Source organism: Kribbella solani, assembly GCF_014205295.1.
Classification (GTDB): Bacteria; Actinomycetota; Actinomycetes; order Propionibacteriales; family Kribbellaceae; genus Kribbella; species Kribbella solani.
On sequence record NZ_JACHNF010000001.1, the window covers coordinates 1,943,163 to 1,967,588 of the forward strand.

Annotated in this window: 28 protein-coding genes; 14 read left to right on the forward strand and 14 right to left on the reverse strand. The window is 68.9% G+C overall.

All coding sequences use genetic code 11. The annotated features are described in order from the left end of the window. Positions 1-206 precede the first annotated feature (206 nt). Positions 207-563: a hypothetical protein gene (locus tag HDA44_RS08605; protein ID WP_184832771.1), complete on the forward strand. Its 357-nt coding sequence runs from the start codon at positions 207-209 to the stop codon at positions 561-563. Here HDA44_RS08605 and HDA44_RS08610 read toward each other — a convergent pair. After that, positions 560-1,018 carry a DUF6326 family protein gene (locus HDA44_RS08610; RefSeq protein ID WP_184832772.1) on the reverse strand — a complete coding sequence of 153 codons (459 nt, stop codon included), beginning with the start codon at positions 1,016-1,018 and terminating at the stop codon, positions 560-562. The two genes, HDA44_RS08605 and HDA44_RS08610, sit on opposite strands and share 4 nt — an antisense overlap. Before the next feature lie 165 nt (positions 1,019-1,183). Here HDA44_RS08610 and HDA44_RS08615 point away from each other — a divergent pair, with 165 nt between their 5' ends. Then, complete coding sequence (locus HDA44_RS08615) at positions 1,184-2,323, forward strand: histidine kinase (protein ID WP_184832773.1); 1,140 nt, start codon at positions 1,184-1,186, stop codon at positions 2,321-2,323. A 79-nt stretch (positions 2,324-2,402) separates the two neighbouring features. Next, entirely contained in the window at positions 2,403-3,050 is a 648-nt protein-coding gene (locus HDA44_RS08620) for a response regulator (RefSeq protein ID WP_184832774.1), read from the forward strand. Between the two features lie 202 nt (positions 3,051-3,252). Here HDA44_RS08620 and HDA44_RS08625 read toward each other — a convergent pair whose 3' ends face one another. Next, positions 3,253-4,509, reverse strand: a complete 1,257-nt coding sequence (locus HDA44_RS08625; RefSeq protein WP_184832775.1) for an alpha/beta hydrolase family protein — start codon at positions 4,507-4,509, stop codon at positions 3,253-3,255. Positions 4,510-4,745: 236 nt separating this feature from the next. Then, complete coding sequence (locus HDA44_RS08630) at positions 4,746-5,198, reverse strand: MarR family winged helix-turn-helix transcriptional regulator (RefSeq protein WP_184832776.1); 453 nt, start codon at positions 5,196-5,198, stop codon at positions 4,746-4,748. Positions 5,199-5,259: 61 nt separating this feature from the next. Between HDA44_RS08630 and HDA44_RS08635 the strand changes: the two genes are divergently transcribed. Beyond that, positions 5,260-6,675, forward strand: coding sequence for an MFS transporter (locus tag HDA44_RS08635; RefSeq protein ID WP_202887269.1), 1,416 nt, complete (start codon positions 5,260-5,262; stop codon positions 6,673-6,675). 236 nt (positions 6,676-6,911) lie between these two features. Here the strand turns inward: HDA44_RS08635 and HDA44_RS08640 are convergent, their stop codons facing one another. Then, positions 6,912-7,637, reverse strand: a complete 726-nt coding sequence (locus HDA44_RS08640; RefSeq protein WP_408954240.1) for a VIT1/CCC1 transporter family protein — start codon at positions 7,635-7,637, stop codon at positions 6,912-6,914. A 160-nt stretch (positions 7,638-7,797) separates the two neighbouring features. Between HDA44_RS08640 and HDA44_RS08645 the strand changes: the two genes are divergently transcribed. The 4 genes from HDA44_RS08645 to HDA44_RS08660 all read left to right on the forward strand — a co-directional run bounded on the left by HDA44_RS08645 (position 7,798) and on the right by HDA44_RS08660 (position 11,425). Beyond that, positions 7,798-8,244, forward strand: coding sequence for a pyridoxamine 5'-phosphate oxidase family protein (locus HDA44_RS08645; protein WP_184832780.1), 447 nt, complete (start codon positions 7,798-7,800; stop codon positions 8,242-8,244). A 31-nt stretch (positions 8,245-8,275) separates the two neighbouring features. Then, positions 8,276-10,021 carry a GAF domain-containing protein gene (locus tag HDA44_RS08650; RefSeq protein WP_202887270.1) on the forward strand — a complete coding sequence of 582 codons (1,746 nt, stop codon included), beginning with the start codon at positions 8,276-8,278 and terminating at the stop codon, positions 10,019-10,021. A gap of 88 nt (positions 10,022-10,109) precedes the next feature. Next, on the forward strand, positions 10,110-11,081 hold the full coding sequence (locus HDA44_RS08655) for an Acg family FMN-binding oxidoreductase (protein ID WP_184832781.1): 972 nt from the start codon (positions 10,110-10,112) through the stop codon (positions 11,079-11,081). Further along, positions 11,078-11,425, forward strand: a complete 348-nt coding sequence (locus HDA44_RS08660; RefSeq protein WP_184832782.1) for a hypothetical protein — start codon at positions 11,078-11,080, stop codon at positions 11,423-11,425. The genes HDA44_RS08655 and HDA44_RS08660 overlap by 4 nt, the downstream gene beginning before the upstream one ends. Before the next feature lie 18 nt (positions 11,426-11,443). Here HDA44_RS08660 and HDA44_RS08665 read toward each other — a convergent pair whose 3' ends face one another. Continuing rightward, positions 11,444-12,097, reverse strand: coding sequence for a response regulator (locus HDA44_RS08665; protein WP_184832783.1), 654 nt, complete (start codon positions 12,095-12,097; stop codon positions 11,444-11,446). A 223-nt stretch (positions 12,098-12,320) separates the two neighbouring features. On the opposite strand from HDA44_RS08665, the gene HDA44_RS08670 reads away from it, so the two are divergent. After that, a complete protein-coding gene (locus HDA44_RS08670; protein WP_184832784.1) occupies positions 12,321-12,962 on the forward strand; it encodes a helix-turn-helix domain-containing protein in 642 nt (213 codons plus the stop codon). A gap of 38 nt (positions 12,963-13,000) precedes the next feature. Here HDA44_RS08670 and HDA44_RS08675 read toward each other — a convergent pair whose 3' ends face one another. Further along, positions 13,001-13,933, reverse strand: a complete 933-nt coding sequence (locus tag HDA44_RS08675) for a universal stress protein (RefSeq protein ID WP_184832785.1) — start codon at positions 13,931-13,933, stop codon at positions 13,001-13,003. 43 nt (positions 13,934-13,976) lie between these two features. Continuing rightward, positions 13,977-15,029 carry a zinc-dependent alcohol dehydrogenase family protein gene (locus HDA44_RS08680; protein WP_184832786.1) on the reverse strand — a complete coding sequence of 351 codons (1,053 nt, stop codon included), beginning with the start codon at positions 15,027-15,029 and terminating at the stop codon, positions 13,977-13,979. Positions 15,030-15,216: 187 nt separating this feature from the next. On the opposite strand from HDA44_RS08680, the gene HDA44_RS08685 reads away from it, so the two are divergent. From HDA44_RS08685 to HDA44_RS08695, 3 genes are read left to right on the forward strand one after another with little or no spacing between them, the layout of a single operon-like run. Beyond that, positions 15,217-16,092 (forward strand): universal stress protein, encoded by an 876-nt coding sequence (locus HDA44_RS08685; RefSeq protein WP_184832788.1) that lies wholly within the window; start codon positions 15,217-15,219, stop codon positions 16,090-16,092. A gap of 1 nt (position 16,093) precedes the next feature. Beyond that, entirely contained in the window at positions 16,094-16,999 is a 906-nt protein-coding gene (locus HDA44_RS08690) for an ABC transporter ATP-binding protein (protein ID WP_337905741.1), read from the forward strand. Continuing rightward, positions 16,996-17,811 (forward strand): ABC transporter permease subunit, encoded by an 816-nt coding sequence (locus HDA44_RS08695; RefSeq protein WP_202887271.1) that lies wholly within the window; start codon positions 16,996-16,998, stop codon positions 17,809-17,811. Before HDA44_RS08690 ends, HDA44_RS08695 begins: the two co-directional genes overlap by 4 nt. Positions 17,812-17,834: 23 nt before the next feature. On the opposite strand, the gene HDA44_RS08700 is transcribed toward HDA44_RS08695, so the two are convergent. Genes HDA44_RS08700 through HDA44_RS08710 form a run of 3 tightly spaced genes read right to left on the reverse strand, consistent with a single transcriptional unit; the run spans position 17,835 to position 19,939 of the window. Next, complete coding sequence (locus tag HDA44_RS08700) at positions 17,835-18,401, reverse strand: DUF2231 domain-containing protein (RefSeq protein WP_202887272.1); 567 nt, start codon at positions 18,399-18,401, stop codon at positions 17,835-17,837. Positions 18,402-18,448: 47 nt separating this feature from the next. Next, on the reverse strand, positions 18,449-19,294 hold the full coding sequence (locus HDA44_RS08705) for a universal stress protein (RefSeq protein ID WP_184832790.1): 846 nt from the start codon (positions 19,292-19,294) through the stop codon (positions 18,449-18,451). 39 nt (positions 19,295-19,333) lie between these two features. Then, a complete protein-coding gene (locus HDA44_RS08710; RefSeq protein ID WP_184832792.1) occupies positions 19,334-19,939 on the reverse strand; it encodes an Rv1733c family protein in 606 nt (201 codons plus the stop codon). Between the two features lie 329 nt (positions 19,940-20,268). Here HDA44_RS08710 and HDA44_RS38455 point away from each other — a divergent pair, with 329 nt between their 5' ends. Then, complete coding sequence (locus HDA44_RS38455) at positions 20,269-21,060, forward strand: 2-oxo acid dehydrogenase subunit E2 (RefSeq protein ID WP_184832794.1); 792 nt, start codon at positions 20,269-20,271, stop codon at positions 21,058-21,060. Next, the gene (locus HDA44_RS08720) at positions 21,057-21,839 is read left to right on the forward strand and encodes a universal stress protein (RefSeq protein ID WP_184832795.1); all 783 of its coding nucleotides are present in this window, start codon (positions 21,057-21,059) and stop codon (positions 21,837-21,839) included. The genes HDA44_RS38455 and HDA44_RS08720 overlap by 4 nt, the downstream gene beginning before the upstream one ends. A gap of 8 nt (positions 21,840-21,847) precedes the next feature. On the opposite strand, the gene HDA44_RS08725 is transcribed toward HDA44_RS08720, so the two are convergent. The 4 genes from HDA44_RS08725 to HDA44_RS08740 are packed head-to-tail and all read right to left on the reverse strand — an operon-like array spanning position 21,848 to position 24,402. Further along, on the reverse strand, positions 21,848-22,357 hold the full coding sequence (locus HDA44_RS08725) for a DsrE/DsrF/DrsH-like family protein (protein ID WP_184832796.1): 510 nt from the start codon (positions 22,355-22,357) through the stop codon (positions 21,848-21,850). Between the two features lie 13 nt (positions 22,358-22,370). Then, positions 22,371-22,664 carry a TusE/DsrC/DsvC family sulfur relay protein gene (locus HDA44_RS08730; protein WP_184832797.1) on the reverse strand — a complete coding sequence of 98 codons (294 nt, stop codon included), beginning with the start codon at positions 22,662-22,664 and terminating at the stop codon, positions 22,371-22,373. Then, positions 22,661-23,905, reverse strand: a complete 1,245-nt coding sequence (gene sqr / locus HDA44_RS08735; protein WP_184832798.1) for a type III sulfide quinone reductase, selenoprotein subtype — start codon at positions 23,903-23,905, stop codon at positions 22,661-22,663. The genes HDA44_RS08730 and sqr overlap by 4 nt, the downstream gene beginning before the upstream one ends. Positions 23,906-23,964: 59 nt before the next feature. Further along, a complete protein-coding gene (locus HDA44_RS08740; RefSeq protein ID WP_184832799.1) occupies positions 23,965-24,402 on the reverse strand; it encodes an Hsp20/alpha crystallin family protein in 438 nt (145 codons plus the stop codon). Between the last annotated feature and the right edge of the window lie 24 nt (positions 24,403-24,426).

The window sequence follows — 24,426 nt, forward strand, 5'->3', positions numbered from 1 at the left end:
CGCCGACCACGCCGACCACGCCGACCACGCCGACCAACGGAATCTCCGCCGGCGCCTGCGCCCATCCCACGAACACGCATCCCGCCCACCCTCAGCCCGAGGACCTCCGCCCCATCGGCGCTCCTCCCGCCGCCCGATCCACCGGCGCGGAGCTCCCAGCGTTCCTCTTCACCCAGCCCGACCGCACCTGCGGCTGCTCAGGCCCAGTGGAAACCGACGCCCCCATCGCGATCACCATCAACCCCGAGGCCCGCGTCAACGTCACCCGAACCACGGCCCCCATCCCCACCCTCACCCCCAACGAGTGGCACCCCATCCCCATCACGTTGACCAACGAGGGCTTCGTCACCGGCCCGCTGTCGATCACCACAGACCCAGTACCCGGCCTGGACCTCGACCTCCCCACCCCCACCATCACCGGCGCCCCACGCCAGGACCTGGCCATCCGCGCCCGCCTCCACTCCCCCACCACCGTCGACATCCCCCTGACCTTCACAGCCCTGAACGCCCTGGGCGGCCTAGCCACCCACAGCCAAATCCACCTACTCCTCCGCGCCGCCTAACCCGCGACGTCCACGATCGTCCGGGGCCAGGTCCAGGCGGACCGGATGATGAAGAGGAGAAGGATAAGTTCCAGTGCGATGCCGAGGCCGTAGAAGATCAGCCAGGACTCGCCCAGTACGTTGAAGGCCGTGACCGGGAGGTAGAGCGAGGCCACGGTGAGGTTCGTGATGCGGCTTGCCCTGGCTGGCAGGGTCATCGACAGGACGATCATGAGGATCGGGATGGCCATCAGGGTCAGCGCGGTGGTCGAGAAGGTTTGGGAGAGGTCGAAGTCGAAGACCTTGCCGTTGAGGATGTCTTCGACGACGCCGGGTGTGAAGAAGTTGAGGATGTCCACGTACGCGTAGAGGAACATGAAACTTGTCCACGCTGCGGCGAGCTTGGCTCGCACCGAGATCGGCTGGTCCGCCAGGGCGGCGGCGGCGATGGCGGTGGCGGGTTGACGGGTTGTCATCGTGGGCTCCGTTGTCGTGGTGATGATCGAGTGGGTCCACGATCGCCTGGCGCGGCGGGCGGGCGCCTCGGCCCGGAGGCCGGGGTTCGCCTGGCCGATGGCATGATCTGTCTCTAGTCCTTTCGGCTGGTACGGCGAACCCGCGCCGAACCCTAGGCTGGAGCCGTGGTCACTCTCCGGCGCTCCATCTGGCATGAGCCGCGGCCTGCTGACGCCCCACCCATCGGCCGGCTCGACTGGCTGCTGATTGGCGCACTCGCGGCCGCCGCCTTGATCGAGGGCATCGCCCGGCCGAGCCTGGCCTGGCGACCCGTTGTGACGGTGCTCGCCCTCGCGCTGATGGCCGTCCTGCTCTGGCGGCGGAGCCGACCCCTACTAGCCGCCCTGGCCGGGTGGGGCGTCGCCGGGCTGCTCTCGGTCCTCCAGCTGACCGTGCACGCCGGGGACCTCGGCCTCGACTCCATGTCGGCCGTCCTGATCCTGCTCTACTCCCTGGTGCGATGGGGTTCGGGCCGCGAGATCGTCCTGGGTACGGCGTACGTGACGGTCGTCGTCGTGTTGGGGATGTACGCCACCACCGCGGGCCGGGCCGAGGTTTTCGGCGGGAGCGTGCTCTTGCTGTTGGTCGTCGCCCTCGCGGTGGTGTTCCGCTACCGCGCGGACCTCTGGCGTCGCCAACAGCGCGAGATCCGCAATCAGGAGCGGGTGGCGCTGGCGCGCGAGCTGCACGACACTGTGGCCCACCACGTCTCGGCCATCGCGGTGCAGGCGCAGGCCGGTGGCGTGGTCGCCGGTCTGCGGCCGGAGAAGGCAGTTGAGGTACTGGCCGCGATCGAACGTGAGGCGTCGCGAACCCTGGCGGAGATGAGATCCATGGTGCAGCTACTGCGTGAAGACGAAGCCACCGCCTACTCACCGCAGCTTGGTGTCGCGGACCTGCCTGCTCTGGCGCGTACGGAGGCGACGCCCACCGTCGAGGTCTCGCTGGACGGTGCGTTGACCCAGCTGGCACGACCCGTGGACGCCGCGCTCTATCGACTGGCGCAGGAGTCGCTGACCAACGCCGTACGGCACGCCCGGAGCGCGACCCGTGTCAGCATCGACGTCCGCCGGGAAGGCAACACCGTCAAACTCTCCGTCAGCGACAACGGCCAGACCGAGCCGGGACCGCCTCCTCGACCTGGATTCGGCCTGCTCGGCATGGCCGAACGCGCCCAACTCCTCGGCGGATCCCTCTCCGCCGGCCCAGCACCCGAGGGCGGCTGGCTGGTAGAGGCCGTCTTACCAACGAAGGCACTGCGATGAGCATCCGTATGGTGATAGCCGACGACCCGGACCTGGCACGCACCGGCATCGTGACCGCCTCACCGGTGGAGGCGTTCGGATGAGCATCCGTGTTGTCGTAGCTGACGATCAGGATCTGGTGCGAACCGGCCTGGTGATGATTCTCGACGCGCAACCCGGCATCGAGGTCGTCGGGGAGGCGGCAGACGGGCTTGCGGCGCTCGACCTGGCGACGCGGCTGCGCCCCGATGTCCTCCTCGTCGACATCCGGATGCCCGGGCTCGACGGCGTCGAGGTCACCCGGCGCCTGGCCGGACCGGACGTGGCGGACCCAATGGCTGTCGTCGTGATCACCACGTTCGACCTCGACGAGTACGTCCTCGGCGCCCTCCGCGCCGGCGCCCGCGGCTTCCTCCTCAAGGACGCCGGCCCGGCGCTCCTCGTACAGGCCATCCACGCGGCGGCCAGCGGCGACGCGCTGATCGCCCCCAACGTCACCCGCCGCCTACTCGCCGCCTTCGCCGACCAGGCACCGGCAGTGCCACCCCAGCCCTTCGCCCCCCTCACCGACCGCGAAGAGCAGGTCCTCACCCTGCTAGCCCGCGGCCGCACCAACGCCGAAATCGCCACCGAGCTCTACGTCGGCCTGAGCACCGTCAAGTCCCACGTAGCCTCCCTGATGACCAAACTCGGCGCCCGCAACCGCGTCGAAGTCGCAATGTGGGCCTACGACACCAAACGGAACTAATGGCTACCTGATGCGCATACCGCTGATCGCCGCGCGATCACCAACCTCTGAATCTCAGAGGTGCCTTGGCACAACGACCAGGTCCTCTCCCTGCCGTCGCTGGCAGTCTCCAACTCGCGCATGCGCGTGATTGGTCGAGATGACCCGCTCACTTTCCGCCGGAGACTTCGCGACGGCCCTGTTCCCGCGGTAGGTGGCCGGTTCAGGGGATGAACTCGATTTCCGGGTATCGCCTGGATGGTTGGGACAGTAGGTGGTGGTCGCGGTGGCGCAGGTGTAGGTCGAAGAATGCGCCCAGGTACGCGCGTTCTGCCGCGACGGCTCGATCGGCGTCGATTGTGCCGACGGCCTCGGTCAGCGCGGCGACAACCTGCGGCGGGATCGGGAGGGCCGCTTCCAGCTGCTGCACCAACGGAGACTGGTCCGTGAAGGTCTGATGCCCGGATTCGCGCAGGCGCAGGTTGAGGCGCCAGCCGCGAAGGTGTGACCAGAACAGTGCCCAGGACGGGTCGTTGTCGCGTCCGTGGCCGGCGTTGCTCATCAGCAAGAACGGCCGGTCGAGGCCGGTGGCAGCGACAGTGCCGCTGAAGCTACCGTCGAGATTCGCACCGGCGGCGATCCACGGGTTTTGCGCCATGGCCTCGGCGGCCGTGTCCCCGCCCAGGGAATGGCCGAAGACGCCGACCCTCGACAGGTCCAGAGAGCTTCGCAGGCCGGGTGGCAGCCGACGGTTCTCGGCGTCGGGGTTGCCCCCGGAGGCCAGCCTCGCGAGCTCACGCAGTACGAACCTGACGTCGCGTCGGCGTACGTCCAGCGCGGTGCTGATGTCCTGCTCCGTCGGCGAGGCCGGTTGCCGGCTGAGCTCCAGACGCCCTCCGGGGAACTCCACCATCGACGCCTCGTGCGTGTGATCGACTGTCACGACCACGAACCCACGGCTCGCCAGGTCCTCGACCAGCGCGGTTCCCAGCGCCCGCGGCGTACGGTACGCCGGAGAAAAGAGCACCACCGGATAGCCACGCAGACCGGCGCGAGCGGGGGCGTTCTCGTAGGCATGAGTCACCGGAAAGTCGACAGCGTCCAGCGACGTGTGCAGACCCGCGCTGACCTGCTGCCGGTAGAGGGCAGTCGCGGCCGGCGGAAGCCACGCCGCGCGCCGGAAACCGCGAGTGTGTTGCGCCGGATACCACAGGCTGACCATCAGTTCGCGCCGCGCCGGCGAGGTCCACGGATCCGGACGTGAGTGGTCGATCAGCTGCAGCGACATCGTCCCGACTGGCAGCCGGCCGTCCGGTCTCGGCAACGTCAACTGCACACGGCTGCTCCGTCCGATGGAAAGGGCACGCTCAGTGCCGTCCCCGCCGGCAACAGCAACGCCCTCGGTCGCGCACATCAGGCCCGCGGCCCCGGCCGCAGTCAGCACCGTTCGGCGCGAAGGCCGGAAAGTACGTCCGCTCATCTGGACTCTCCATAGTCAAACAATGCGACGACGATTATCCGCCCAGGATGGCACCGCGCCCGAGCGCCCGACGGACCGACAACCAAACCCCAGGGCATGACTGGGGATGGCCCTGACACCCGCTGCAGCGCGGTTGCACAAGGGTGCGTGTGAACCGCTGGAACCGCAGTACCTGCCGCACGGGAACCTGGTGATCTCCACTCGGTGATGGCCGCTTCCAACTCCGATTCCACGAGCTACCTCCGTTCGTCCTGTGCCGCGCCGAATCGCTGTAGATACAGCTGGAATTGGCGTACGTCGTCGGCGGGCCACCCGGCAGTGAGTTCGGCGAACACGGAGTCCTGCCAGCGATGAGCGAAATCGAGGAGTCTGTCCCCTTCATCGGTGACACGCAGGAGGCGGTGGCGGGCGTCCGAGGGCGAGGCAACCTTGTGCAGGTAGCCACGTTCGACGGCCTGACTGACGAATCGGCTGGCCCCGGACTGATCGATGCCGAGTTCGTCGGCGACCTGATTGACGGTTGCGCCGCTGCTGCCCTGAAGTCCCGCGACGGCCTCGGCGACCATCACGTCCCGCCCTCGCTCGACGTCGACGGCCTGGCCCGCGCTGGTCCACCTGCGCGACCAGTACCGCACCACGCGGAAGAGCGACTGGCCAGGGTTGTGGCCCGCTGGATTCGAGGTGCCCATGAGCCAAGTGTATGCGATTCGCATGATAATATGTATGTAACTCGCATGGATTGAGGAGATCATGGAGACGAGTTCGGAGCTGTCGAGTGGGCGCTCGGCCGTCGCGCCCAAAACAGAGCTTGCCTTCTTCGCGCTCATGCTGGGGATGCTGCTCGCACAGCTGGATACGAACATCGTCGTCGCCGCGCTCCCCCGGATCGGCGCCGACCTGCAGGCCGGATCGGCGATTGCGGGTGTGACCGCCGCATATCTGCTCACCGTCACCGTGACCACGCCGATCGCCGGCAAGCTCGGCGACATCCTGGGACGTCGCGCCGTGTTCGTCGGCGCCGTTCTGACGTTCGCGGTCGGTTCGCTCGCCTGCGCTCTGGCACCGTCAATGCTCGCATTGGTTGCCGCTCGCGCGCTTCAAGGCGTCGGCGGCGCGGGGCTGATCGTCACGGCCGTCAGCACCCTTGGCGTCCTCTTCGATCGGACCGAGCTGATCCGCCGGCAGATCTGGCTCACCGCCGTCATGGCGATCGCGGCATTGGCCGGGCCGCCGCTGGGCGGCTACCTGACCGAGTCCGCGGGCTGGCCCGCGATCTTCTTGGTCAATCTCCCCGTCTGCGTGCTTGCCATCGCGATCGGGTACCGCGGCCTGCCCGGCCGGGACGGCACAGCCGGCATGCGCGGCTTCGACATTCGCGGCGTGGTGTTGATGCTCGTGGCGACCTCCGGCATCGTCGTACTGGGATCGTTCGACAGCGTCGCCAGATCCGTCGTACTTGCCCCGGCCGTTCTGATCCTCGCAACCACCGCCGGTGTCGCGTTCGTCCGGCAGGAACACCGGGCCACCAATCCGCTTGTCCCGCCTGCCATCTTCGCCTCACCCGGTCTGGCGCGATCGATCATCGTCACCGGGATCAGCGGCACGGCCCTGTTCGGTACCTTCACGTTCGTGCCGTTGGCGGTCATCGCCGGGACGGGATACGGCATCTCGACAGTCTCGACGATGCTGGTCGCACTCACGGCCGGGCAACTGGTCATCACCGCAACCTTCTCGATCGTGGCCCGCAAGTTCCCCCGCGTGGCGGCGTGGGGGCGGCTCGGCCTCGTACTCGGCGTACTGGGCCTTGGACTACTTGCAGTCCTGCCACGTATCACCGCAGCACCAGGGCCTGTCGTCCTGGCGATCGCGATCACCGGTCTCGTGCTCGCGGGAGCCGCCCTCGGCCTCTCGATGCAGGCATACACCCTTCTCGGCATCACCACCGCACCACCAGAACACTTCGGCTCGGCAATGGCGACCCTCACACTTTTCCGGCTACTCGGAGGCTCGATCGGTGCCGCGATCTTCGGCTGGCTACTCATCACCATGTCAGGCTCGACAGCCGCTCTGACCGCCGTACTGGGCACAGCTGCACTCCTGCTCGCCGTCGCGATCCCCCTCGCGCCCCGGCAAGACCCCGAACCCCCAACAGACCTCGTCATCTGATGCGCATGCCGGACATCGCCTGGACGGCGAGGACAACCGGGTGGTGGTCACCGCGGCGCAGGTGAAGGTCGAGAAATGCGCACAGATACGTCCGTGCAGGTTTGATGCCCGGATTCAGCGGGCGCGGGTACATCACGAACAACGACCCACGGTCCCCGCGTCACACCGCGGAAAGGCGCGCGGGACACATAACGGCCGCTGTGAAGCAGCAGGCGGTCATTGGGCCGGTCGGGGCTTCAGAGGGCTGATGAGCCGACGAGTTGGCCGAGGGCGAAGGTGACGGCCATTGCGAGGGCGCCGCCGATCACGAGGCGGGCGACGGCCGGTGCCGGGCGCGACTCGCCCAGACGGGCACTCAAAGCTCCGGTTCCGGCGAGCGCGAGCAGCACGATGGCGAAGGTGACCGGCACCCGGATCCCAGGTCCGGGGAGGAGGATCGCAAGCAAGGGCAGCAGCGCGCCGACCGTGAATGCGAGCGCGGAGGCACCGGCCGCGTGCCAGGGGTTCGTCAGCTCATCGGGACGAATCCCCAACTCCGCCTCGGCGTGAGCCACCAACGGATCGCGTTCGGTCAGCTCCGCCGCCACCAGCTCGGCCGTCTCCGGCCGCAAGCCCTTGGCCACATAGATCGCGGTCAGCTCGGCCAACTCGTCCGCGGGCGCTTCGGCCAGCTCGGCTTCTTCCTTCGCCAGCAGGGATCGCTCGGTGTCACGCTGACTGCTCACCGAGACATATTCGCCCAGCGCCATCGACACCGCGCCGGCGCTCAGACCTGCCACGCCCGCGGTCAGGATCGCGGTCGACGAGGTGGTCGCGCCAGCTACTCCGACCACCAGTCCCGCCGTCGACACAATGCCGTCGTTGGCGCCCAGAACCCCGGCCCGCAGCCAGTTCAGTCTTCCGGCCAGCCCGCCACGATGCGGTTCGCCGGGATGTGCGGACACCTCATCGAAGTCAGCCACGTTCATCGACCTCCGGAAACGGCGCGGATGTGACACTACCGTCCCAGCAGACGCCGCTCCTCAACAACCGATCCCGTACCCGATGGTGAGGGACTTTCGGCCCTACTGCCGGCCGCGCCCGGCGGCGACGGTGGGTGGAGACCGCAGGAAAGGCCCACCGATGACTGCCGCGACGCACCGATTCGATCATTCACGCCTGGAGATCGTCAGCCGGGCCGAGTGCCTGCGGCTGCTGCGCTCGGTCCCGTTGGGACGCCTCGTCTACACCGCCGGTGGCCTGCCCGCGATCCGGCTCGTCAACTTTCTCCTGGATGCGGACACGATCGTGTTCAGCTCCGGGCAGGGTGACAAGTTCCGGGCCGCCGAACGAGGTGACGTGGTCGCATTCGAAGCGGACGATGTGGACCTGGACCGCCATATCGGCTGGACGGTCACCGCGATCGGTCACCTTTCGGTCGTCAGTCCCGATGAGGCCGCCGAGTTGCGCCGCACGCTGCCACTGCACTCCTGGCTGCCGATGGAGGACCCGCAACTGGTCCGGGTCGGAATGGAATCCGTGCACGGGCGGCGGCTGGTGCCTTGGGGCAAGCGCCCGCGGGAAGGCTAGACATATTGCGCGGAATCCGTAGGCTGGCTCCGTGGCAGGTGATGGGCAGACAGGCCATGGGACCTGGGACGAGGGGGCACTGGAGTACGGCGGCCTGTCCCGGGTGCGGCTCGATGCCCTCCTGCAGGAACTGCTCGGCCGGGTCGACGAGATCATGGAGTACCAGGAACGGCTGCGCGCGCTGCTCGACGCGGTCGTCGGTATCGGAACGGATCTCGACCTGAACAGCACCCTGGACCGGATCGTCAGCGCGGCCTGTGAACTCGCCGGCTCCCGGTACGGCGCCCTCGGCGTGGTCGGGCCGGACGGCAAGCGCCTGGTCCGGTTCATCACCCGTGGCGTGACCGACGAGGAGATCGCGGCGATCGGGCCGTACCCCGAAGGGCACGGCATCCTCGGTCTGCTGATCGAGCACCCGGAGCCGATCCGGATGCACGATCTCGCCGAGCACCCCAGGTCGTACGGCTTCCCGGCGAACCATCCGCCGATGAAGAGCTTCCTCGGGGTCCCGATCCGTACCCGCGAGCATGCCTACGGCAACCTCTACCTGACCGAGAAGACCGACGGTGCCGACTTCACCGAGGACGACGAACGCACGGTCACCGCGCTCGCGGCGGCGGCCGGGGTCGTGATCGACAACGCCAGGCTGTACGCCGATACCGAGCAACGCCGGCGCTGGCACGAGGTCAACGCCGAGATCAACCAGCTGATGCTCGGCGAGTACGACCCGGACCAGGCGCTGCAGCTGATCGCGCAGCGGGCCCGGGAGATCTCCGGTGCGCGGGTGTCCGGTCTGCTCGTCGCCGACGGTGACGAACTGGTGGTCCGTGCGGTCGACGGCCCGGCCGAGTTCGGCCGCCACCTCGGCCGGCGGGTTCCGGCCACCCTCCCGGTGCTCGGCGCGGTCGCGTCCGGGGACGAGCAGGTCGTCGTGATCGAGGACCTCGCGCAGGTCCTGAAGGATGTCGGCGCACTGACCGACTTCCCCGTCGGCGCCGGTCTCGGCCGGACGACCATCGCCCCGCTACCGGCCGGCCGAACCGGTACCGGTGGCATCCTGGTCGTGGCGCTGGGACAGGGTTCGAGCACCGGCGCCGGCGAAGGCGCCGACCTGGTCCGGATGTTCGCCGGCCAGGCCACCCTCGCGCTCGAACGGGCGCAGGCCCAGCAGGACCGCGACATGCTTGCCGTACTGGAGGACCGCGACCGGATCGCCCGCGATCTGCACGATCTGGTGATCCAGCGGCTGTTCGCGACCGGCCTGCAGCTGCAGGGCATGCACCGGCTGGCCCGCCCCGAGCACCAGGACCGCCTCAGCCGCGCGGTCGACGACATCGACACCACGATCCACGACCTGCGCGCCGCGATCTTCGAACTCCAGCAGCCACCGAACGCGAGCTCACTGCGTGGCGACCTGCAGGCCTTGATCTCGGAGTACGCCGGAGCGCTGGGCTTCCGGCCGCAGCTGACCTTGGCCGGGCCGATCGACACCGCCGTAGCTCCGAATGTCCGGCCACAGATCCTCGCCGCCGTCCGCGAATCGCTGTCCAACATTGTCCGCCACGCCGAGGCGTCGCAGGTGACCGTCGAGGTCGTCGCCGATGCGGCGCAGGTTGTCACGCGCGTCTCCGACAACGGCGTCGGCATCGGTGCCGAGACTCGTCGCAGCGGCCTGCGCAACCTGACCGAGCGGGCCCAGGCCCTCGGCGGATCGGTCCGGATCAGCGACAACCAGCCGCACGGCACCGTCGTCGAACTGACCGCGCCGACTGACTAACGGCCCCTCAGGTCGGGACTCTTGACCGCGGCGCCGCCTTCCTCCCGGCGGCCAAGCTGGAGTGGAGAACCAGCGGGAGGAGCCTCCAGTGTCCGATCAATTGCCGGCCGGCGACATCGACATCCTGCTCGCCGCCGCGGTCGCGGCGCCGAGCATGCACAACACCCAGCCCTGGCGGTTCGAGATCGAGGGGCACGTGATCGACGTCTACCTGGACGGGTCGCGGACACTCCCCGCCGAGGATCCGACCGGCCGTGCGATGCGGATCGCCGCCGGAGCAGCGAGCTTCAACCTCCGTTGCGCGGCCGAGACCCTCGGGTACGGCACCTGGTACGGACTGTCGCCCTACCCGGAGGAACCCGGCCTGCTGGCCCGGATCGTGCTCGAACCCGACGGCATCGGCAACGACGAACTGCGCGATCTCGCCGCCCAGATCCCGTACCGCCACACCGATCGCAAACCTTCCGACTCGGTTCCGCTGGCCGAGAACGTGCGAGTGGAACTGCTGCGGGCCGCGTACGCGGAGGGCGCTGAGCTCACCTGGTTCGGGGCGGCCGAGATCGACACCGTACTCGACCTCGTTCTCGACGCCGACCTGCGCGAGATCAGCGACTGGCACCGGCGCGCCGAACGGGCCCACTGGGTCGGCGGCGACCGTGCGGCCGACGGTATCCCCAGCTCCGCGCTCGGACCACGATCGGCCACCTACCCCGCGGCGGTCCGCGACATGGGTACCCGGCCGCTGGACCGGCTGCGCCCGGAGACCCGGTTCGAGGCCGAGCCCGACATCGCCGTGCTGTCCACGGAGCACGATGGGCCTGCCGACCAAGTGGCCGCCGGCGCCGCGCTCGAACGTGTGCTGCTGACCGCGACCCGGGCCGGCGTCAGCGCCTCCTTCCTCAATCAGCCGCTCGAGTACGAGGACCTGCGCCGAAAGGTGCAGCGCCTCACCCAGCGACCGGGGCACGCCGACATGATCATCCGCTTCGGCCGTACCCGGTCCCACCCCGCGACCGCCCGCCGGCCGATCGCCGACTTCGTCCCGAAGGAGCCGTCATGACCACACTGGGTCAGGAGCTCGACCGCTGGCAGGCCGACCTCGAAAACCTCGCCGAGACCAGCATGACCGACAACTGGTTCCTCGAAGAACTCCGGCTGGCCGAGGCACAGCACACCCTGGTCGCGTTCCGCGGCCGCATCCTGCCGGCCATCGCCGCGGAACAACCGCACGACGCGATCGTCGCCGACGAGATCGAACACCTGCTCGACGGCCTCGAGGACGTCCGCAACGACCTGTTCCGGACCGTCCACCCGAGCGACTCGCACCGCAAGATCGCCGAAACCATCGCCGCACTCCGTGCCCTCGCCAACGTCGCCCTCCGCTTCGAGCGAACGTCCGTCTAGCCCGCTACGAGCCGGACCTCAACCGCGTGGGTGTTTCTTCGCGTGTTCGACGGCGAAAACCGCGGCCTCGGTACGGCGTTCCAGCTCGAGCTTGCGGAGCAGGGACGACACGTAGTTCTTGACGGTCTTCTCGGCCAGGTACAGGGACTGTGCGATCTGGCGGTTGGTTTTGCCTTCGGCGATTTCGGCCAGGATGCGGCGCTCCTGATCGGTCAGGGACGCGTACCGCGGGTCCTCCGCCTCGGCCGGGTGCCGCAGGCGTTCCAGGACCTTCGCCGTCATCGACGGATCCAGCAGCGACTCGCCGGCCGCGAGGCGGCGCACGGCGTCGATCAGCGCCCGGCCGTTGATCTGCTTCAGCAGGTACCCGGCCGCGCCCGCCATGATCGCGGTGAACAACGCCTCGTCGTCGGAGAACGACGTCAGCATCAAACAGGCCGGCGGCTCGTCCATCCGCGAGCGAATCTCACGGCACACGCCGATACCGTCACCGTCCGGCAACCGTACATCGAGCACGGCGACATCCGGCCGGACAGCAGGAATCCGGGCGATCGCCTCCGCCGCGGTCCCCGCGTCCCCGACCACCTCGATGTCCGGCTCCGCGTCGAGCAACTGGTGCAGCCCCAACCGAACCACCTCGTGGTCGTCAAGCAGGAACACCTTGATCGTCATCACGTCTCCTTCGGCCGCACCGCGTACCCGCACCCGAGCGGGCGCCTCCCCAGCATGCCGCGCGGACCACGCTGCCCGCCAGGGACCACGGTCCCGGCCCATCCGGGACCTTCGGCGCGCGCCCCGCCGACCGGCCCGGGAATCCGTGACCTCGGACCCTGACCGGCCGGCCGTTCGGCTGATTGGCTGGAACTGGAAGCTCAACCGGAAAGGCGGATTCCCGATGGACACACAGATTGCGGGTGGGCCGGGCAACCTCGGTCTCCGGATCCGGCACCGTCGGCAGGCTCTCGGTCTCAGTACGAGGGAGGTGTCGAACCGCACCGGCCTGAGCACGGACCGCATCGAACACATCGAGACCCGGCCCTTCGCCCTCACCGGCGCGGAGCTGGTCCGGCTGGCCCACGCCCTCGATGTCACGGTCGACGAGCTGACCGGACCGCGGCACCCCGGACCTCCCCATCAGCCGCCGAGGGCGCCGGTCCTCGAACCGATGCGGAAAGAAGAGTGCGTCGTCCTGATCAAGTCCGGCACCATCGGCCGGATCGCGTACACCGGCGTGGACGAGGTCGTCGTCGTCCCGGTCAACTACTGCTACCGCGACGACCTCATCATCTTCCGGACGGCAGCCGACAGTACGGTCGCCCAGTACGATCTGGCCCCGATCGCGTTCGAACTCGACCACCTCGACGAAGGCATGCAGGACGGCTGGAGCATCCTCGTCAACGGCATGGTCCGCCCCGCCACCGATCTCGAGATCGAGGCCACCAAGGGCCAGATCACGCCCTGGGCCGGCGGCACCCGGGATACGCACATGGTGGTCGAACCCCGCCGTGTCACGGGCCGCCGCATCCGCTCCTGGTAGCCGTTGCGCTTCCAGGAGCGCCTCCTGACAACCCGCCGCTACGGCGCTGGTCGCAACGGAGCGGCTACGGCGGTACGGCGGGATGCGGGCCGCCGGGCTTGTTCGGCGGAGTCCGGGTGATGCGGCACGATCGCGACCGGGCAGGTCATCGCGGCCAGAGAGCGGCGCGCGACCGGGTCGATCGGGAGCGGGCCGGTGTGTGCGCCGACGACGACCAGACCGACATCGCAGCTCTCGTGTACGAGGGCCGCCGCCGGTGGCCGGTTGGTCAGATAGCGGGTCACCTTCACGGTCGGGAACCGGCTCGTCCACGGGTCCAGCGTCTCCGACAGCATGTACTCCGCCCGGCTGATCCACGAGCACTCCGGATCCTCTTCGGTGAACGGGCGTTCGGCCGGCAGTCCGGCGTGGACGACGATCAGCCCGCCCTCCCGTACGGTCGCCGCCGCGAACGCGAACTCCAGCGCCTCCACCGACAGCGACGTACCGTCGACGCCGACGGCAACCTTCCGGTCCAGCAGTGACGGCTTCCAGGACAGCGGTACGACGACGACCGGGCAGCCGGCCCGTGATGCCAGGGTCAGGTGCGCCTGCGTGTGCATCAGCCGCTGCGGACCGCGGCTGCGCGGCCTGGCGACCACCAGCATCCGTGCCTTCCGCGCCGCGCGCGCGAGGACGCGGCCACGTGGTCCTTCACCGGCGACGGCCGCGAGCTCGATCCCGTAGCCGTTCCGGTGCCGGACATGCGCGACCGCGGCGCGCAACGCCGCGTCGGCCAATTCGGCGGGCGGCTTCGGGGCGTACCCGGGCGTCATCGGATCGAACGCCGCGTGTGCCGAGTACGGCGCCACCAGCACCAGCTCGGCACCGGACCGTAACGCCTCGGCCGCGGCGTAGTCGACGACCCGCAAATTCTCCGCGCTGCCGTCCACCTCGACCACGACGGGCCCGGTCCGGTTCCAAGCAGACATCTTCCTCACCTCATTGCTGTAGACGGGCGACCAACGGATACGGCTACTCGAGCCCCTGCTCGCCGAACAGGGCGACCTTCAGGGCTCCGGTAGTGGCCGGGTCGGCGAAGACGTCGTACGCGTCCTGCATCTCGTCGAGGCCGAAGCGGTGGGTGATCAGGCCCGGCAGCTGCAGCCGGCCGGCGGCCAGCATGGACAGCAGCCGCGGCGTCGAGAAGGTGTCGACCAGGCCGGTCGTGATGGTCACGTTCTTGATCCACAGGTCCTCGAGGTGCAGCGTGGCGGGCGCGCCGTGCACGCCGACGTTCGCGACCGTGCCGCCCGGGCGGACCAGTCGCGTACACAGCTCGAACGTTGCCGGTACCCCGACCGCCTCGATCGCCACGTCCGCGCCGAGCTCACCCGTCAGCTCCCGGACCTGCGCCGGCACGTCCTCGTCCGGCCCGAGCGCGAGATCCGCGCCGCGTTCCAGCGCCGCCTTCCGGCGCGAGTCCGCAGAGTCGACGACGATCACTCGTGACGGCGTGAAGAGCTTGCTGGTCGCCAAGGCGGCGAGCCCGATCGGACCCGCGCCGACGATCACCACGGTGTCGCCGGGCTTGACCTTGCCGTTCAGTACTCCCACCTCGTACGCCGTCGGCAGGATGTCGGCGAGCAGCACGGCCTCCTCGTTGCCGACATTGTCCGGCAGCTTGTACACCGACCGGTCCGCGAACGGTACGCGGACCTGCTCGGCCTGCGTACCGTCGATGCGGTGGCCGAGGATCCAGCCGCCTCCGCCGAGGCACTGGCCGTAGCGTCCTTGCCGGCAGTACTCGCACCGGCCGCAGGCGGTGATGCACGAGATCAGCACCCGATCACCGACCGCGACACCGCGGACCCCGCTGCCGGCGGCCGTGATCGTGCCGACCGCCTCGTGCCCGAGGATCCGGCCCGGCCGCACCGTCGGCACGTCGCCTTTCAGGATGTGCAGATCGGTACCGCAGATCGTCACCGCGTCGACGCGGACGATCGCGTCCTCCGGGTCCTGGATCACCGGGTCCGGTACCTCGCGCCAGCTCCGCTGCCCGGGACCGTTGTAGACCAATGCCTTCATCGCAATCCTCCCTGAACGAGACTTTCCACCTTCGACACTGGTCCACCCGCCGGTTCCGCGCAGCGGCCGAAGACCATTCGTTCACCAGGACCTTCGGGTCTTTCCGGTCGGGACCTTCCGCCCTGCCCGTACGTCGCCGGCGCCCGTTGACTTGAAGTGCAGATGTACGAGCTCCGGGAGGTGCCCGATGGTGACCGAATCCGCGGAACTACCGGTACTGGTAGGAATCGACGGGTCGCGTGACGGCCTGATCGCGCTGACCTGGGCAGCCGCGTACGCCGCCGTCCAGAAGGCGCCGCTGCATGCGGTGTACGTGGTCGACGACGATCGGCACGTACCCGCTGCCGCACCGCCGGACGGACTCGACGACGGCAGCGAGGTGCTCCGCGACGCGCTCGACGAGCTCACCCGGCTCGGGTTCCGGGCCGCGTCACTCGAGGTCCGGCGCGGGCATCCGGCGCAACTGCTGCTCGAACTCTCCGAACGCTCTCAGGCGCTGGTCGTCGGCCGGCGCGGCATGGGCGGGTTCGCCGAGCTCGTGCTCGGCTCGACCTCCCAGATGTGCACGGCGCTCGCCACCGACGTCCCGCTGATCGTCGTCCCCGACACCTGGGATCCCGCCGCGCCCGCGCACGGCCGGTACGTGATCGGCATCGACGGTTCCGTCGACGGCCAGGACGCCCTCCGGTTCGCCTTCGAATTGGCGGACGCGACCGGCGCGGAGTTGCTCGGCGTGCACGCGATCGAGGTCCGCGAGACCTACCCGGACCCGAACAACTGGTTCGACCCGGCCCGGCAGCCGTGGATCACCACCGCCGACGAACTCCTCGGTCAAACCCTCGAAGGCTGGTCCGCGAAGTATCCGGACGTCAGCGTCCAAAGTCACGGGGTCGTCGACCACCCGGTTCTTGTCCTGGCCCACGAGTCCAAGGAGGCGGACCTGGTGGTGGTCGGCGGCCTCGGCCGGACCGCGTTCTCCGAACTGCGGATGGGATCCGTCGCCCGCGGCCTCCTGTACCACTCACACTGCCCGGTCGCCGTCATCCACCACCAGGGGCGCTGACGTGACGAACCACGAGACCGTCATCAAGACCCGTGGCCTGACCAAGCGCTTCGGCCGCCGTACCGCCCTCGACCGGCTCGATCTGGAGGTACCGGCGGGTGTCATCGTCGGGTATCTCGGGCCGAACGGCGCCGGCAAGACCACCACCATCAGGCTGCTCGCCGGCCTGATCCGCCCGAGTGCCGGGTCCGCGCTGGTGTTCGGCTTCGACGCCGCCGACCAGTACGACACGATCCAGCGCCGGATCGGCTACCTGCCCGGGGACTTCGTCGCCTATCCCGACCTCACCGGCGCGCAGTACCTGGAGTACTTCGCGCGCCTGTACGGCGGCGTCGACCGGAACCGGATCGAGTTGCTGGCCAAGCGTTTCGACCTCGACCTGACGGTCCGGATCGGGACGCTGTCGCGCGGCAACCGGCAGAAGGCCGGGATCATCCAGGCCTTCATGCACGAGCCGGATCTGCTGATCCTCGACGAGCCGACCGCCGGCCTCGATCCCCTGATGCAGCGGGAGTTCCGCGCGCTGCTGCGCGAGACGAGGCAGGCCGGGCGGACCGTCTTCCTCTCCTCACATGTGCTGTCCGAGGTGGAAGCAGTCGCCGACACGGTCGCGATCCTGCGCGCCGGCCGCCTGGTCACGGTCCAATCCGTGCAGGCGCTGAAGGACCGGGCTCGCCGCCGCCTCGACCTGACGTTCGCCGGCAGCCCGCCGGCCGGCCGCATCCACGCCGTACCAGGGGTTCAGCAGGTCACCCTGGACGGCCACACCGCCCACGTCGCGGTGACCGGATCGACGGCCGAGCTGATCAAGGCGGTCGCACCGTACGACGTGACCAACGTCCTCAGCCACGAAGCGGACCTCGAGGCCGTCTTCCTGGACTTCTACGACGACCCGGAGGCACCATGACCACGCTGATGTTCAGGAACGTCTTCCTGAAGTCGCTGTACGACGCGCGCCGCGGACTGATCGGCTGGTCGATCGCGATCGCTGCCCTCGTACTGCTGGAGTCCGCGCTGTGGCCGTCGATCCGTGACATGCCGAACCTGCATCAGCTGTACCAGTCGTTTCCCGAGGAGTTGCGGAAGTTCTTCAACCTGGACGCGATGACGACCGGCCGTGGGTTCCTCAACGCCGAGTTGTTCACGCTCCTGCTCCCCGGCCTGTTCCTCGTCTACGGGATCGGGCACGGTGCCCGCGCGCTGGCCGGCGAAGAGGAACGTGGCACGCTCGAACTGTTGCTCGTGACACCGATCTCCGGCGCCCGCGTCGTTGTCGACAAGGCGCTCGCACTGGCGGTGTCGGTCACCACGCTCGGCGTTGTCCTCTTCGTCGCGACCAGCATCGGCAGTCTGGCCTTCGGCCTCGGCATCTCCGTCCCGGACGCCGCGGGTGGTGCGCTCGCGATGACCCTGCTCGGCCTCGAGTTCGGTGTACTCGCGCTCGCGGCCGGCGCGCTGTTCGGCCGTCGTAGCACCGCCGTCGCGGTCGCGTCCGCGGCTGCCACCGCGGCGTACGTCGTGTACGCCGCGGGCCTCGTCCTGCCGCGCTTCGCGTCCTGGCAGCCCTACTCGCCGGTCCATCAGGCGTTCCACGACGGACCGCTCGGCGCCGGGTTCCAGGTCAGCTATCTCTGGTTGCTCGCCGGCTCGGCCCTGCTCGTGGTCGTCGCACTGCCGACTCTCGACGGCCGCGACATCTCCACCGCGCACGGCAGCTGACGACCACGCCCGGCGAGTGCGGGTCAGGGCTGCGAGGCCCAGTCGCTCCAGCTGGCCTTGGCCCCGGAGTCGCCGATGCGGACGACGTCGTACACGGCGGCGCCCGCGACCAGGACAGCGCCGACGGTCACGACCGCGGTCAGCGCACTCGAGCCGGGGACCAGGAACGTACGCCGCAGTGGCGTCCGGCCGGTGCTCTCCCGCTGGCGCCACCAGACGATCAGGGCGAGCACCGCGACGCCGATCGCCGCGTAGATCGCGGTGTCGCCCAGTTCGGTGTGCTTATGGATCAGCGGGTTCGGGGTGAGCCGGTGCTCCAGCCATTCACCGGCACTCGTCGTGATCGGCACCAGTACGACGACCAGCAGCGACAAGATCAGGTTCGGTCCGGCGAGTCGGCGTCTGGCGGCAGGCCACAGAGCGGTCAGCGCGAGCAAGGCGGCGGATAGCGGGAGCAGTACGACGACAGCGTGCACTAGCAGCACGTGGGCGGGGAGGCCGTTGACTGTCTGCATCACGTTCCTTCCGTTCGATCCGGTACGGAACGCCCAGGCTCGCAGCGAGTTCTTGGTGAATTCTTGGAACTCCACGGCTCGCACCGCGAAGACGCGGAGCTACCGACCGCTACGGCGCGTCGTCAATCCTGGTGCCGACGGACGATCGCGACCGGCGAGTCGGCGTGGTGCAGGAGGCTCTGGCTGACCGATCCGAGCAGCAGTCCGGAGACGCCGCCCCGGCCGCGGGAACCGACGACAACCAGCGACGCGGTGTCCGACAGCGCGATCAGCCGCGTACTCGCCCGCCCCTCGACGACCGAGGCACGGACCTTCACCGCCGGATACTTGTCCCGATAGCCCATTAGGCTCTCGGCGAGCCAGTCCACTAACAGCTCATGCGTACTCTCGGCCGGCGCAAGGTGGCCGGCCTGCGGCTGCCAGCAGTACACGACCTCCAACGGCTGACCGGTCCGGTCCGCCGCGTCGAATGCGAACTCGACAGCCTCCTCCGAGTCGGGCGATCCGTCCGTACCCACGACCACCGGGCCGGTCCGGTGCTCACCGCGAACGACAACGACCGGGCACGGCGCCTTGGCCGAGACCGACGTCGCGACCGAGCCGAGCACGGCGGCGGACATCTTGTTCCGCGACGTAGTCCCGACGACCACCATTTCGGCGTCGGCTGCCTCGAGCAGCAGCGCGCTCGAGGGATCGGAGTTCGCCAGCCATCCGGAGCCGCCATAGTAGCCGAGCCGGTCCCGCGCGTACCGCACCGCGTCGTCCAGTTCGTGCTGGTACCGGTCGAGCGGCATCGGCGGCGGGACATAACCCTCGACTCCGATCGCCGGCCAGCGGCTCGCTTCGTTCAGGTACGCGCGAATCACCCGAACCGGCGCGCCCCGCCCGGCAGCCGCCTCGACCGCCCAGTGCAATGCGAGCCGGCTCTCCGGCGTGTCGTCGACACCCACGAGAACGTACTTCTTCATCTCTCCACGTCCCTCTCTTGCCGATCCTGATCTCGTCGGTCACCGGAGCCAGCGCGGGGCGATCTCCCGCCACTCGGTGTCCCAGTCCTGGAGGCGGCGGCGGTTCAACGGCACGCAAGCGAGCCGGAACAGGCCCCAGAGCAACAGCCAGGAACCGAAGACGACGAAGAACCCGGCGGTGCCTCCGAACGCCCGGTTGTCGGATTCGCTCCGCGGCGCCGTCACCGGGTGACCCGAGCTGTCGAGCCAGACCGGCACCGTCGCACCCGCCGGCGTGCCGGTCACGACACTCGCGAGCACCTCGTGTTCGGTACCTTGCGGGTCGACGTACGAGACCTGCGTCAACGACAGCGGGCTCCCAGGCGCACTGGGAAGTGTGCCTTCGGTACCAACCACGGTCCGTCCCTGCACCTCGTGCAGGACCGCCCGTTGCCGGGCGGCGGACGCCTCGAGCGAGTGCGAGACACCTGTCCCGATCGCCGCGGCGGCCGGAATCATCAGCAGCGCCAGGACCAGCGCGCACCACAGCAGAACGGTCTCGGCGTGGTCTGACCAGCGCCGCAGCGGGTTCTTCCATCCGATCCCCAGCCGACGGACCTGCATGAGCACCCACAGCTCGCCGGCGCGTTGCTTCCCGGTGCTCATCACGGCCTCCTCCAGCTGGTCCGCTTGGATACAGGGGACCGGCTCTCCGGACCGGTGTCCGTCTTGACGACGGTGGGTCTTGCGGCTTGTCGCCGCCCCTTTGGGTCCGCTTCCGGCGAGCCGGTGATTCCCCTGTGAATCCAGAGTCGGCCTCCGCGGACGGCACCGGTCAGGGCCCAAGGTCCCGATCGTGCGGACCACCCGGCCCGGCCGGTCGCGGACCCGGAAGATCGCCAAGGTCCAAGGTCCCGCGAGCTGGGGACCGAACGGCCGGTGCGGATCGTGACTCAGCGGCCGATGCTCGGGTGAGATCGACTCGGAGGTGGACCGTGGGCACACAAGTCAGGGCGGTGCCGTGGGTCCGGCAGCTGGTGATCGACACCGGTCGCGCCGCCCGCCGCAGGCACGCCATCCACGGACTCTTCGAGGCTGATGTCACCTCGGCACGCTCGGCTCTTCGCCGTGACGACGCCACCCGGCTGTTCACCGCGTTCGTGATCCATTGCGTCGCCGCCGCGGTCGCCGCGGAGCCAGGCGTCCAGGCGTACCGCGACCTGCACGGCCGGGAGATCGTCTTCGACCAGGTCGACATCGGTGTCCCCATCGAGGTCGACGTCGACGGGAAACCGTTCGCGTTCACCCACGTACTCCGGGACGCGAGCCGGCGGACGGTCCGGGAGCTGAACGACGAGATCCACGCCGTGAAATCCGATCCGCACCTGAGCCCGTCGGTCCGCAAGGAGCCGTGGGTGCACGCGTATCTGTTGCTGCCCGGCTTTGCCCGGGTCGCACTGCTCGGCGCCCTGCACCGGCTGCCCCGCCGCCAGCAGTCGCTGGCCGGAACCGTCGGCGTCACCGCGGTCGGGATGTTCGGTGCCGGAGCGGGCTGGGGTATCGGCTTCCAGCTGCACACGCTGAGCGTCGTCGTCGGCGGCATCGCCCGGCGACCGATCTTCTTCCAAGGTGTGCTCGTCGAACGCGAGTTCCTGCAGCTCACCGTCAGCGTCGATCACGACATCGTCGACGGCGCACCCGCCGCCCGATTCGTCCGCCGGCTGCGCGAACTACTGCTGGCCGGCGACGGGCTGCACGAATCCAGCACCGCGAAGGAGCAGGTATGAAGCACAAACCGGTCGTCGTCGGTATCGACGGCTCACCCGCCGCCGGCATCGCGATCAGGTGGGGCGCCATCGAGGCCGCCGCGCTACGCGGTCCACTGCACCTGGTGTACGCGCTGACCCCGGGCGGCTCGCCCTCGCTCGCCGGCGACGTCGTCTACAAGGCCGTCGCGCAGGCACGTGGGCTGGAGCCCGGGATCGTCATCGACTCCCGGATCGAGACCGGTCCCCCATCCGCCGCCTTGGTCAAGGCGTCCGGCACGGCAGCCGTCGTGGTGATCGGCAGCCGCGGACTCGGTGTCATGCTCGGCGCGCTCGTCGGCTCCACCGGCCTGGATCTCGCCGCGAACGCCCACTGCCCGGTGGTCGTCGTACGCCCCGACCTCGGCACGATGGCCGGCATCCGCGTCGTGATCGGGTACGACGGTTCACCCGACGGCGACGCCGCCCTCGTCTTCGGGATCGACTACGCCCGCCGGCACAAGCTCGCCGTACGGGTCGTCGCCGCCCAGCCGGCCGGCACCGAACTACACCGGATCACCGAGCCGGAGCTCCGCGCCGCCGTCCACCGGCGCGGCGGGCACGACGCCGAACTCGTCCAGATCACCGGCCATCCGGCCGAACACATCCTGCGCCTGGCCGCGGACGCGAACCTGATCGTCCTCGGTGCCCGCGGCCGCGGCGGCTTCGCCGGCATGCTGATCGGCTCCGTCAGCCAAACCGTCCTCCATCATGCCGACTGCCCCGTCGCCATGATCCCGACCACCGCCGTCGGCGGCTGAGTGATCCGTCAGATGAAGAGGAGTTGGGCGCCGTTGGTCTTTTCAATGAAGTCGGCGGCGCTGATGATGTCCTCGACGTCCTCGTAGAGGTCGGACTCGTCGAGGTGCATCATGTCGGCCGACAGCCGGCAGGCCCAGAGGTGGCCGCCGGAGGCGACGATCTGCTCGAGGAAGTCCGGTACGTCAGGGACGCCGATCTCCTCGATCTGCTTCTTCATCTGGTGCGTCGCCATCGCCGTCATCCCGGGCAGCCCGCCGAGACCTTGCGGCAGGTGCGTCGCGGTGTTGCCGAGCATCGTGAACTTCAGGTCGTGCATCCGCGACTTCGTGATCATGTCGAAGCCCCAGAACGTGAAGAACAGGTGCGTCTCCACACCTTCGCCGAGCGCGGCGTTGGCCAGGATCAGGCCTGGGTACGCCATGTCCAGGTTGCCCTTCGAGCAGATGATGGCCAGCTTGCGGCCCTGCGTCGCCTCGTCGCCGAAATCGGGGACGGTCAGTGGTGCCGTGGTAGTCATACCGGTGCCTCTCTCACACGCAACCGCGTGGCTTCGGCAGGCCGGCGACGTACGCCATCTTCTTGGCCGGTTTGCCGGGGAACAGGACGAACAACTCCTTGACCGGGATCCCGGCCAGCGTCGACACCCGGCGCAACGTGGCGGTCTCGCCGTGCGTCAGGTAGTCGGCGCGCAGGAACCGGATCGCCTTCCAGTGCTCGTCGGTGAGCTCGATGCCGATCCGCGCCGCGAGCTCGACCGCGAGCTCCTCGGACCATTCACCGTACTGCGTCATGAAACCCTCGGAATCGACCTGAACGGTCGTCATGGCCGGACCTCCTCCTTCGGTCGGTACTTGCCTTTCATCGACATCGCCGTCGGCACCGGCAACCTGCGGCCCGGAAGCAGCAGGTTCCAGTAGATCCAGCGGAACGCGACCTTGCCCCAGTGGTTCGCCTTTGTCGGCCGGAGCAGCGACAGCGGTCCCAGCCAGGACAGCGGGAACCGCCCGGGCAGTGGCTCGGTGTCGTAGTTGAAGTCGATCAGCAGCCCTTTTCCGTCACCGGTCTCGACGAAGCAGTTCGCATGCCCGTCGAACCGATGCGTCATCGCCACACCGTCGACGTACTGCAGGAAGTTCTCGACGAAGACCTCGCTCGAGAAGTGCGCCACCGAACCCGCCTTCGACGTCGGCAGATCGTTGGCGTCACCAATCGCAAAGACGTCCGGGTACGCCGTCGACTGCAGCGTGTGCTTGTCCACGGCAACGTAGTTCAGCTCGTCGCCAAGGCCGGACGCCGCGATGAAGCCGGCGCCCATGTTCAGCGGGACGGTGACCAGCAGGTCGTACCCGATCTCGCGCTCGTCGTAGCTGACCAGCGTCTTGCGTTCGGCGTCCACCCGCTCCACCAGGAAGTCGGTCTCGACCGCGATCTTGCGCTCGTCGAGCAGCCGGCCAAGGTACCGCGACGCGATCGGTTTGGTGAACGCGCCGTCCAGTGGCGTCACGTACACGAGCTCGACCTGGTCCCGCATCTCGCGCCGCCGGAAGAACGCCTCCGCGAGGAAGGTGAACTCCAAGGGCGCGACCGGGCACTTGATCGGCTGGTCGACCACCTGGACGACCACCCGGCCGCCGGTGAATCCCTGCAGGGCGTCGCGCAGCGCGAAGGCACCGTCGTAGGTGTAGAAGTCGTGGATGCTGCGATGCCATTCGGGTCCGAGCATGCCCGGCGTCTGATCCGGCCGCGGACTCGTACCGGTCGCGATCACCAGGTAGTCGTAGCGGAGCAATTCCCCATCCGTGAGCCGGACGTGCTTGGCGACCGGGTCGACTCGCTCGATGTCGCCGTTCACCAACCGGATCCCGTCCCGCAGCAGCCGGCGGCGCGGCCGCAGCAGATCCTCGCGCCCGCCGAACGGAACGAACAGCAGACCCGGCTGGTACAGATGCTCACCGTCGCGGTCGATGACCGTGATCCGCCACTCCCCCGCCGGCAACCGGCGCCGCAACTTGTTGGCCACCATCGTCCCGGCCGTGCCACCGCCAAGGATCACCAACCGCTTCATCTTCAAGTCCTTTCGCGGATCCGGCCCGGTCAGGTACGCCTGGCCGGGCCGGATGTGAATCAGTCGGTACGTTCGATCGGGATCGTGCGCGTCTCGGCGGGCTGCGCCGAGATCGGCACGGTCACCTCGAGGATCCCGGCCGTGTACTTCGCAACGACCGCCTGCTCGTCCGCTCCGTCCGGCAGCAACACCCGACGGGTGAGGGCGCCGTAGTGGAACTCCGAACGAGCACCGTCGTGCTCTTCCTGCTGACGAGTCGCGGAGATGGTCAGCATCCCGTTCGCGATCTCGACCTTGATGTCGTTGGCCGGGTCCAGGCCGGGCAGCTCGGCCCGCACGACGTACTTGCCGTCGGCGGCGAACTCCTCGATCCGGACACCGCGCAACGAACCGGGCAGCATGGCCGGCGTGGTGAACAGGCTCGGCAGGCCCTCGGCCCAGTCGAACAGGTCCGCGAACTGCCGCCGACCGTCCCGGTGCTGCAACGTGGTCGCCATCGTGACTCCTTCCTGTCGCTTCCT

What these genes read in the sequence shown, in the direction of transcription:
- HDA44_RS08610 (WP_184832772.1), bottom strand. Translation starts at nt 1,018, where the DNA reads ATGACAACCCGTCAACCCGCCACCGCCATCGCCGCCGCCGCCCTGGCG.
- HDA44_RS08620 (WP_184832774.1), top strand. Translation starts at nt 2,403, where the DNA reads ATGAGCATCCGTGTTGTCGTAGCTGACGATCAGGATCTGGTGCGAACC.
- HDA44_RS08625 (WP_184832775.1), bottom strand. Translation starts at nt 4,509, where the DNA reads ATGAGCGGACGTACTTTCCGGCCTTCGCGCCGAACGGTGCTGACTGCG.
- HDA44_RS08630 (WP_184832776.1), bottom strand. Translation starts at nt 5,198, where the DNA reads ATGGGCACCTCGAATCCAGCGGGCCACAACCCTGGCCAGTCGCTCTTC.
- HDA44_RS08635 (WP_202887269.1), top strand. Translation starts at nt 5,260, where the DNA reads ATGGAGACGAGTTCGGAGCTGTCGAGTGGGCGCTCGGCCGTCGCGCCC.
- HDA44_RS08645 (WP_184832780.1), top strand. Translation starts at nt 7,798, where the DNA reads ATGACTGCCGCGACGCACCGATTCGATCATTCACGCCTGGAGATCGTC.
- HDA44_RS08660 (WP_184832782.1), top strand. Translation starts at nt 11,078, where the DNA reads ATGACCACACTGGGTCAGGAGCTCGACCGCTGGCAGGCCGACCTCGAA.
- HDA44_RS08665 (WP_184832783.1), bottom strand. Translation starts at nt 12,097, where the DNA reads ATGACGATCAAGGTGTTCCTGCTTGACGACCACGAGGTGGTTCGGTTG.
- HDA44_RS08670 (WP_184832784.1), top strand. Translation starts at nt 12,321, where the DNA reads ATGGACACACAGATTGCGGGTGGGCCGGGCAACCTCGGTCTCCGGATC.
- HDA44_RS08675 (WP_184832785.1), bottom strand. Translation starts at nt 13,933, where the DNA reads ATGTCTGCTTGGAACCGGACCGGGCCCGTCGTGGTCGAGGTGGACGGC.
- HDA44_RS08680 (WP_184832786.1), bottom strand. Translation starts at nt 15,029, where the DNA reads ATGAAGGCATTGGTCTACAACGGTCCCGGGCAGCGGAGCTGGCGCGAG.
- HDA44_RS08685 (WP_184832788.1), top strand. Translation starts at nt 15,217, where the DNA reads ATGGTGACCGAATCCGCGGAACTACCGGTACTGGTAGGAATCGACGGG.
- HDA44_RS08695 (WP_202887271.1), top strand. Translation starts at nt 16,996, where the DNA reads ATGACCACGCTGATGTTCAGGAACGTCTTCCTGAAGTCGCTGTACGAC.
- HDA44_RS08705 (WP_184832790.1), bottom strand. Translation starts at nt 19,294, where the DNA reads ATGAAGAAGTACGTTCTCGTGGGTGTCGACGACACGCCGGAGAGCCGG.
- HDA44_RS08710 (WP_184832792.1), bottom strand. Translation starts at nt 19,939, where the DNA reads ATGAGCACCGGGAAGCAACGCGCCGGCGAGCTGTGGGTGCTCATGCAG.
- HDA44_RS08720 (WP_184832795.1), top strand. Translation starts at nt 21,057, where the DNA reads ATGAAGCACAAACCGGTCGTCGTCGGTATCGACGGCTCACCCGCCGCC.
- HDA44_RS08725 (WP_184832796.1), bottom strand. Translation starts at nt 22,357, where the DNA reads ATGACTACCACGGCACCACTGACCGTCCCCGATTTCGGCGACGAGGCG.
- HDA44_RS08730 (WP_184832797.1), bottom strand. Translation starts at nt 22,664, where the DNA reads ATGACGACCGTTCAGGTCGATTCCGAGGGTTTCATGACGCAGTACGGT.
- sqr (WP_184832798.1), bottom strand. Translation starts at nt 23,905, where the DNA reads ATGAAGCGGTTGGTGATCCTTGGCGGTGGCACGGCCGGGACGATGGTG.
- HDA44_RS08740 (WP_184832799.1), bottom strand. Translation starts at nt 24,402, where the DNA reads ATGGCGACCACGTTGCAGCACCGGGACGGTCGGCGGCAGTTCGCGGAC.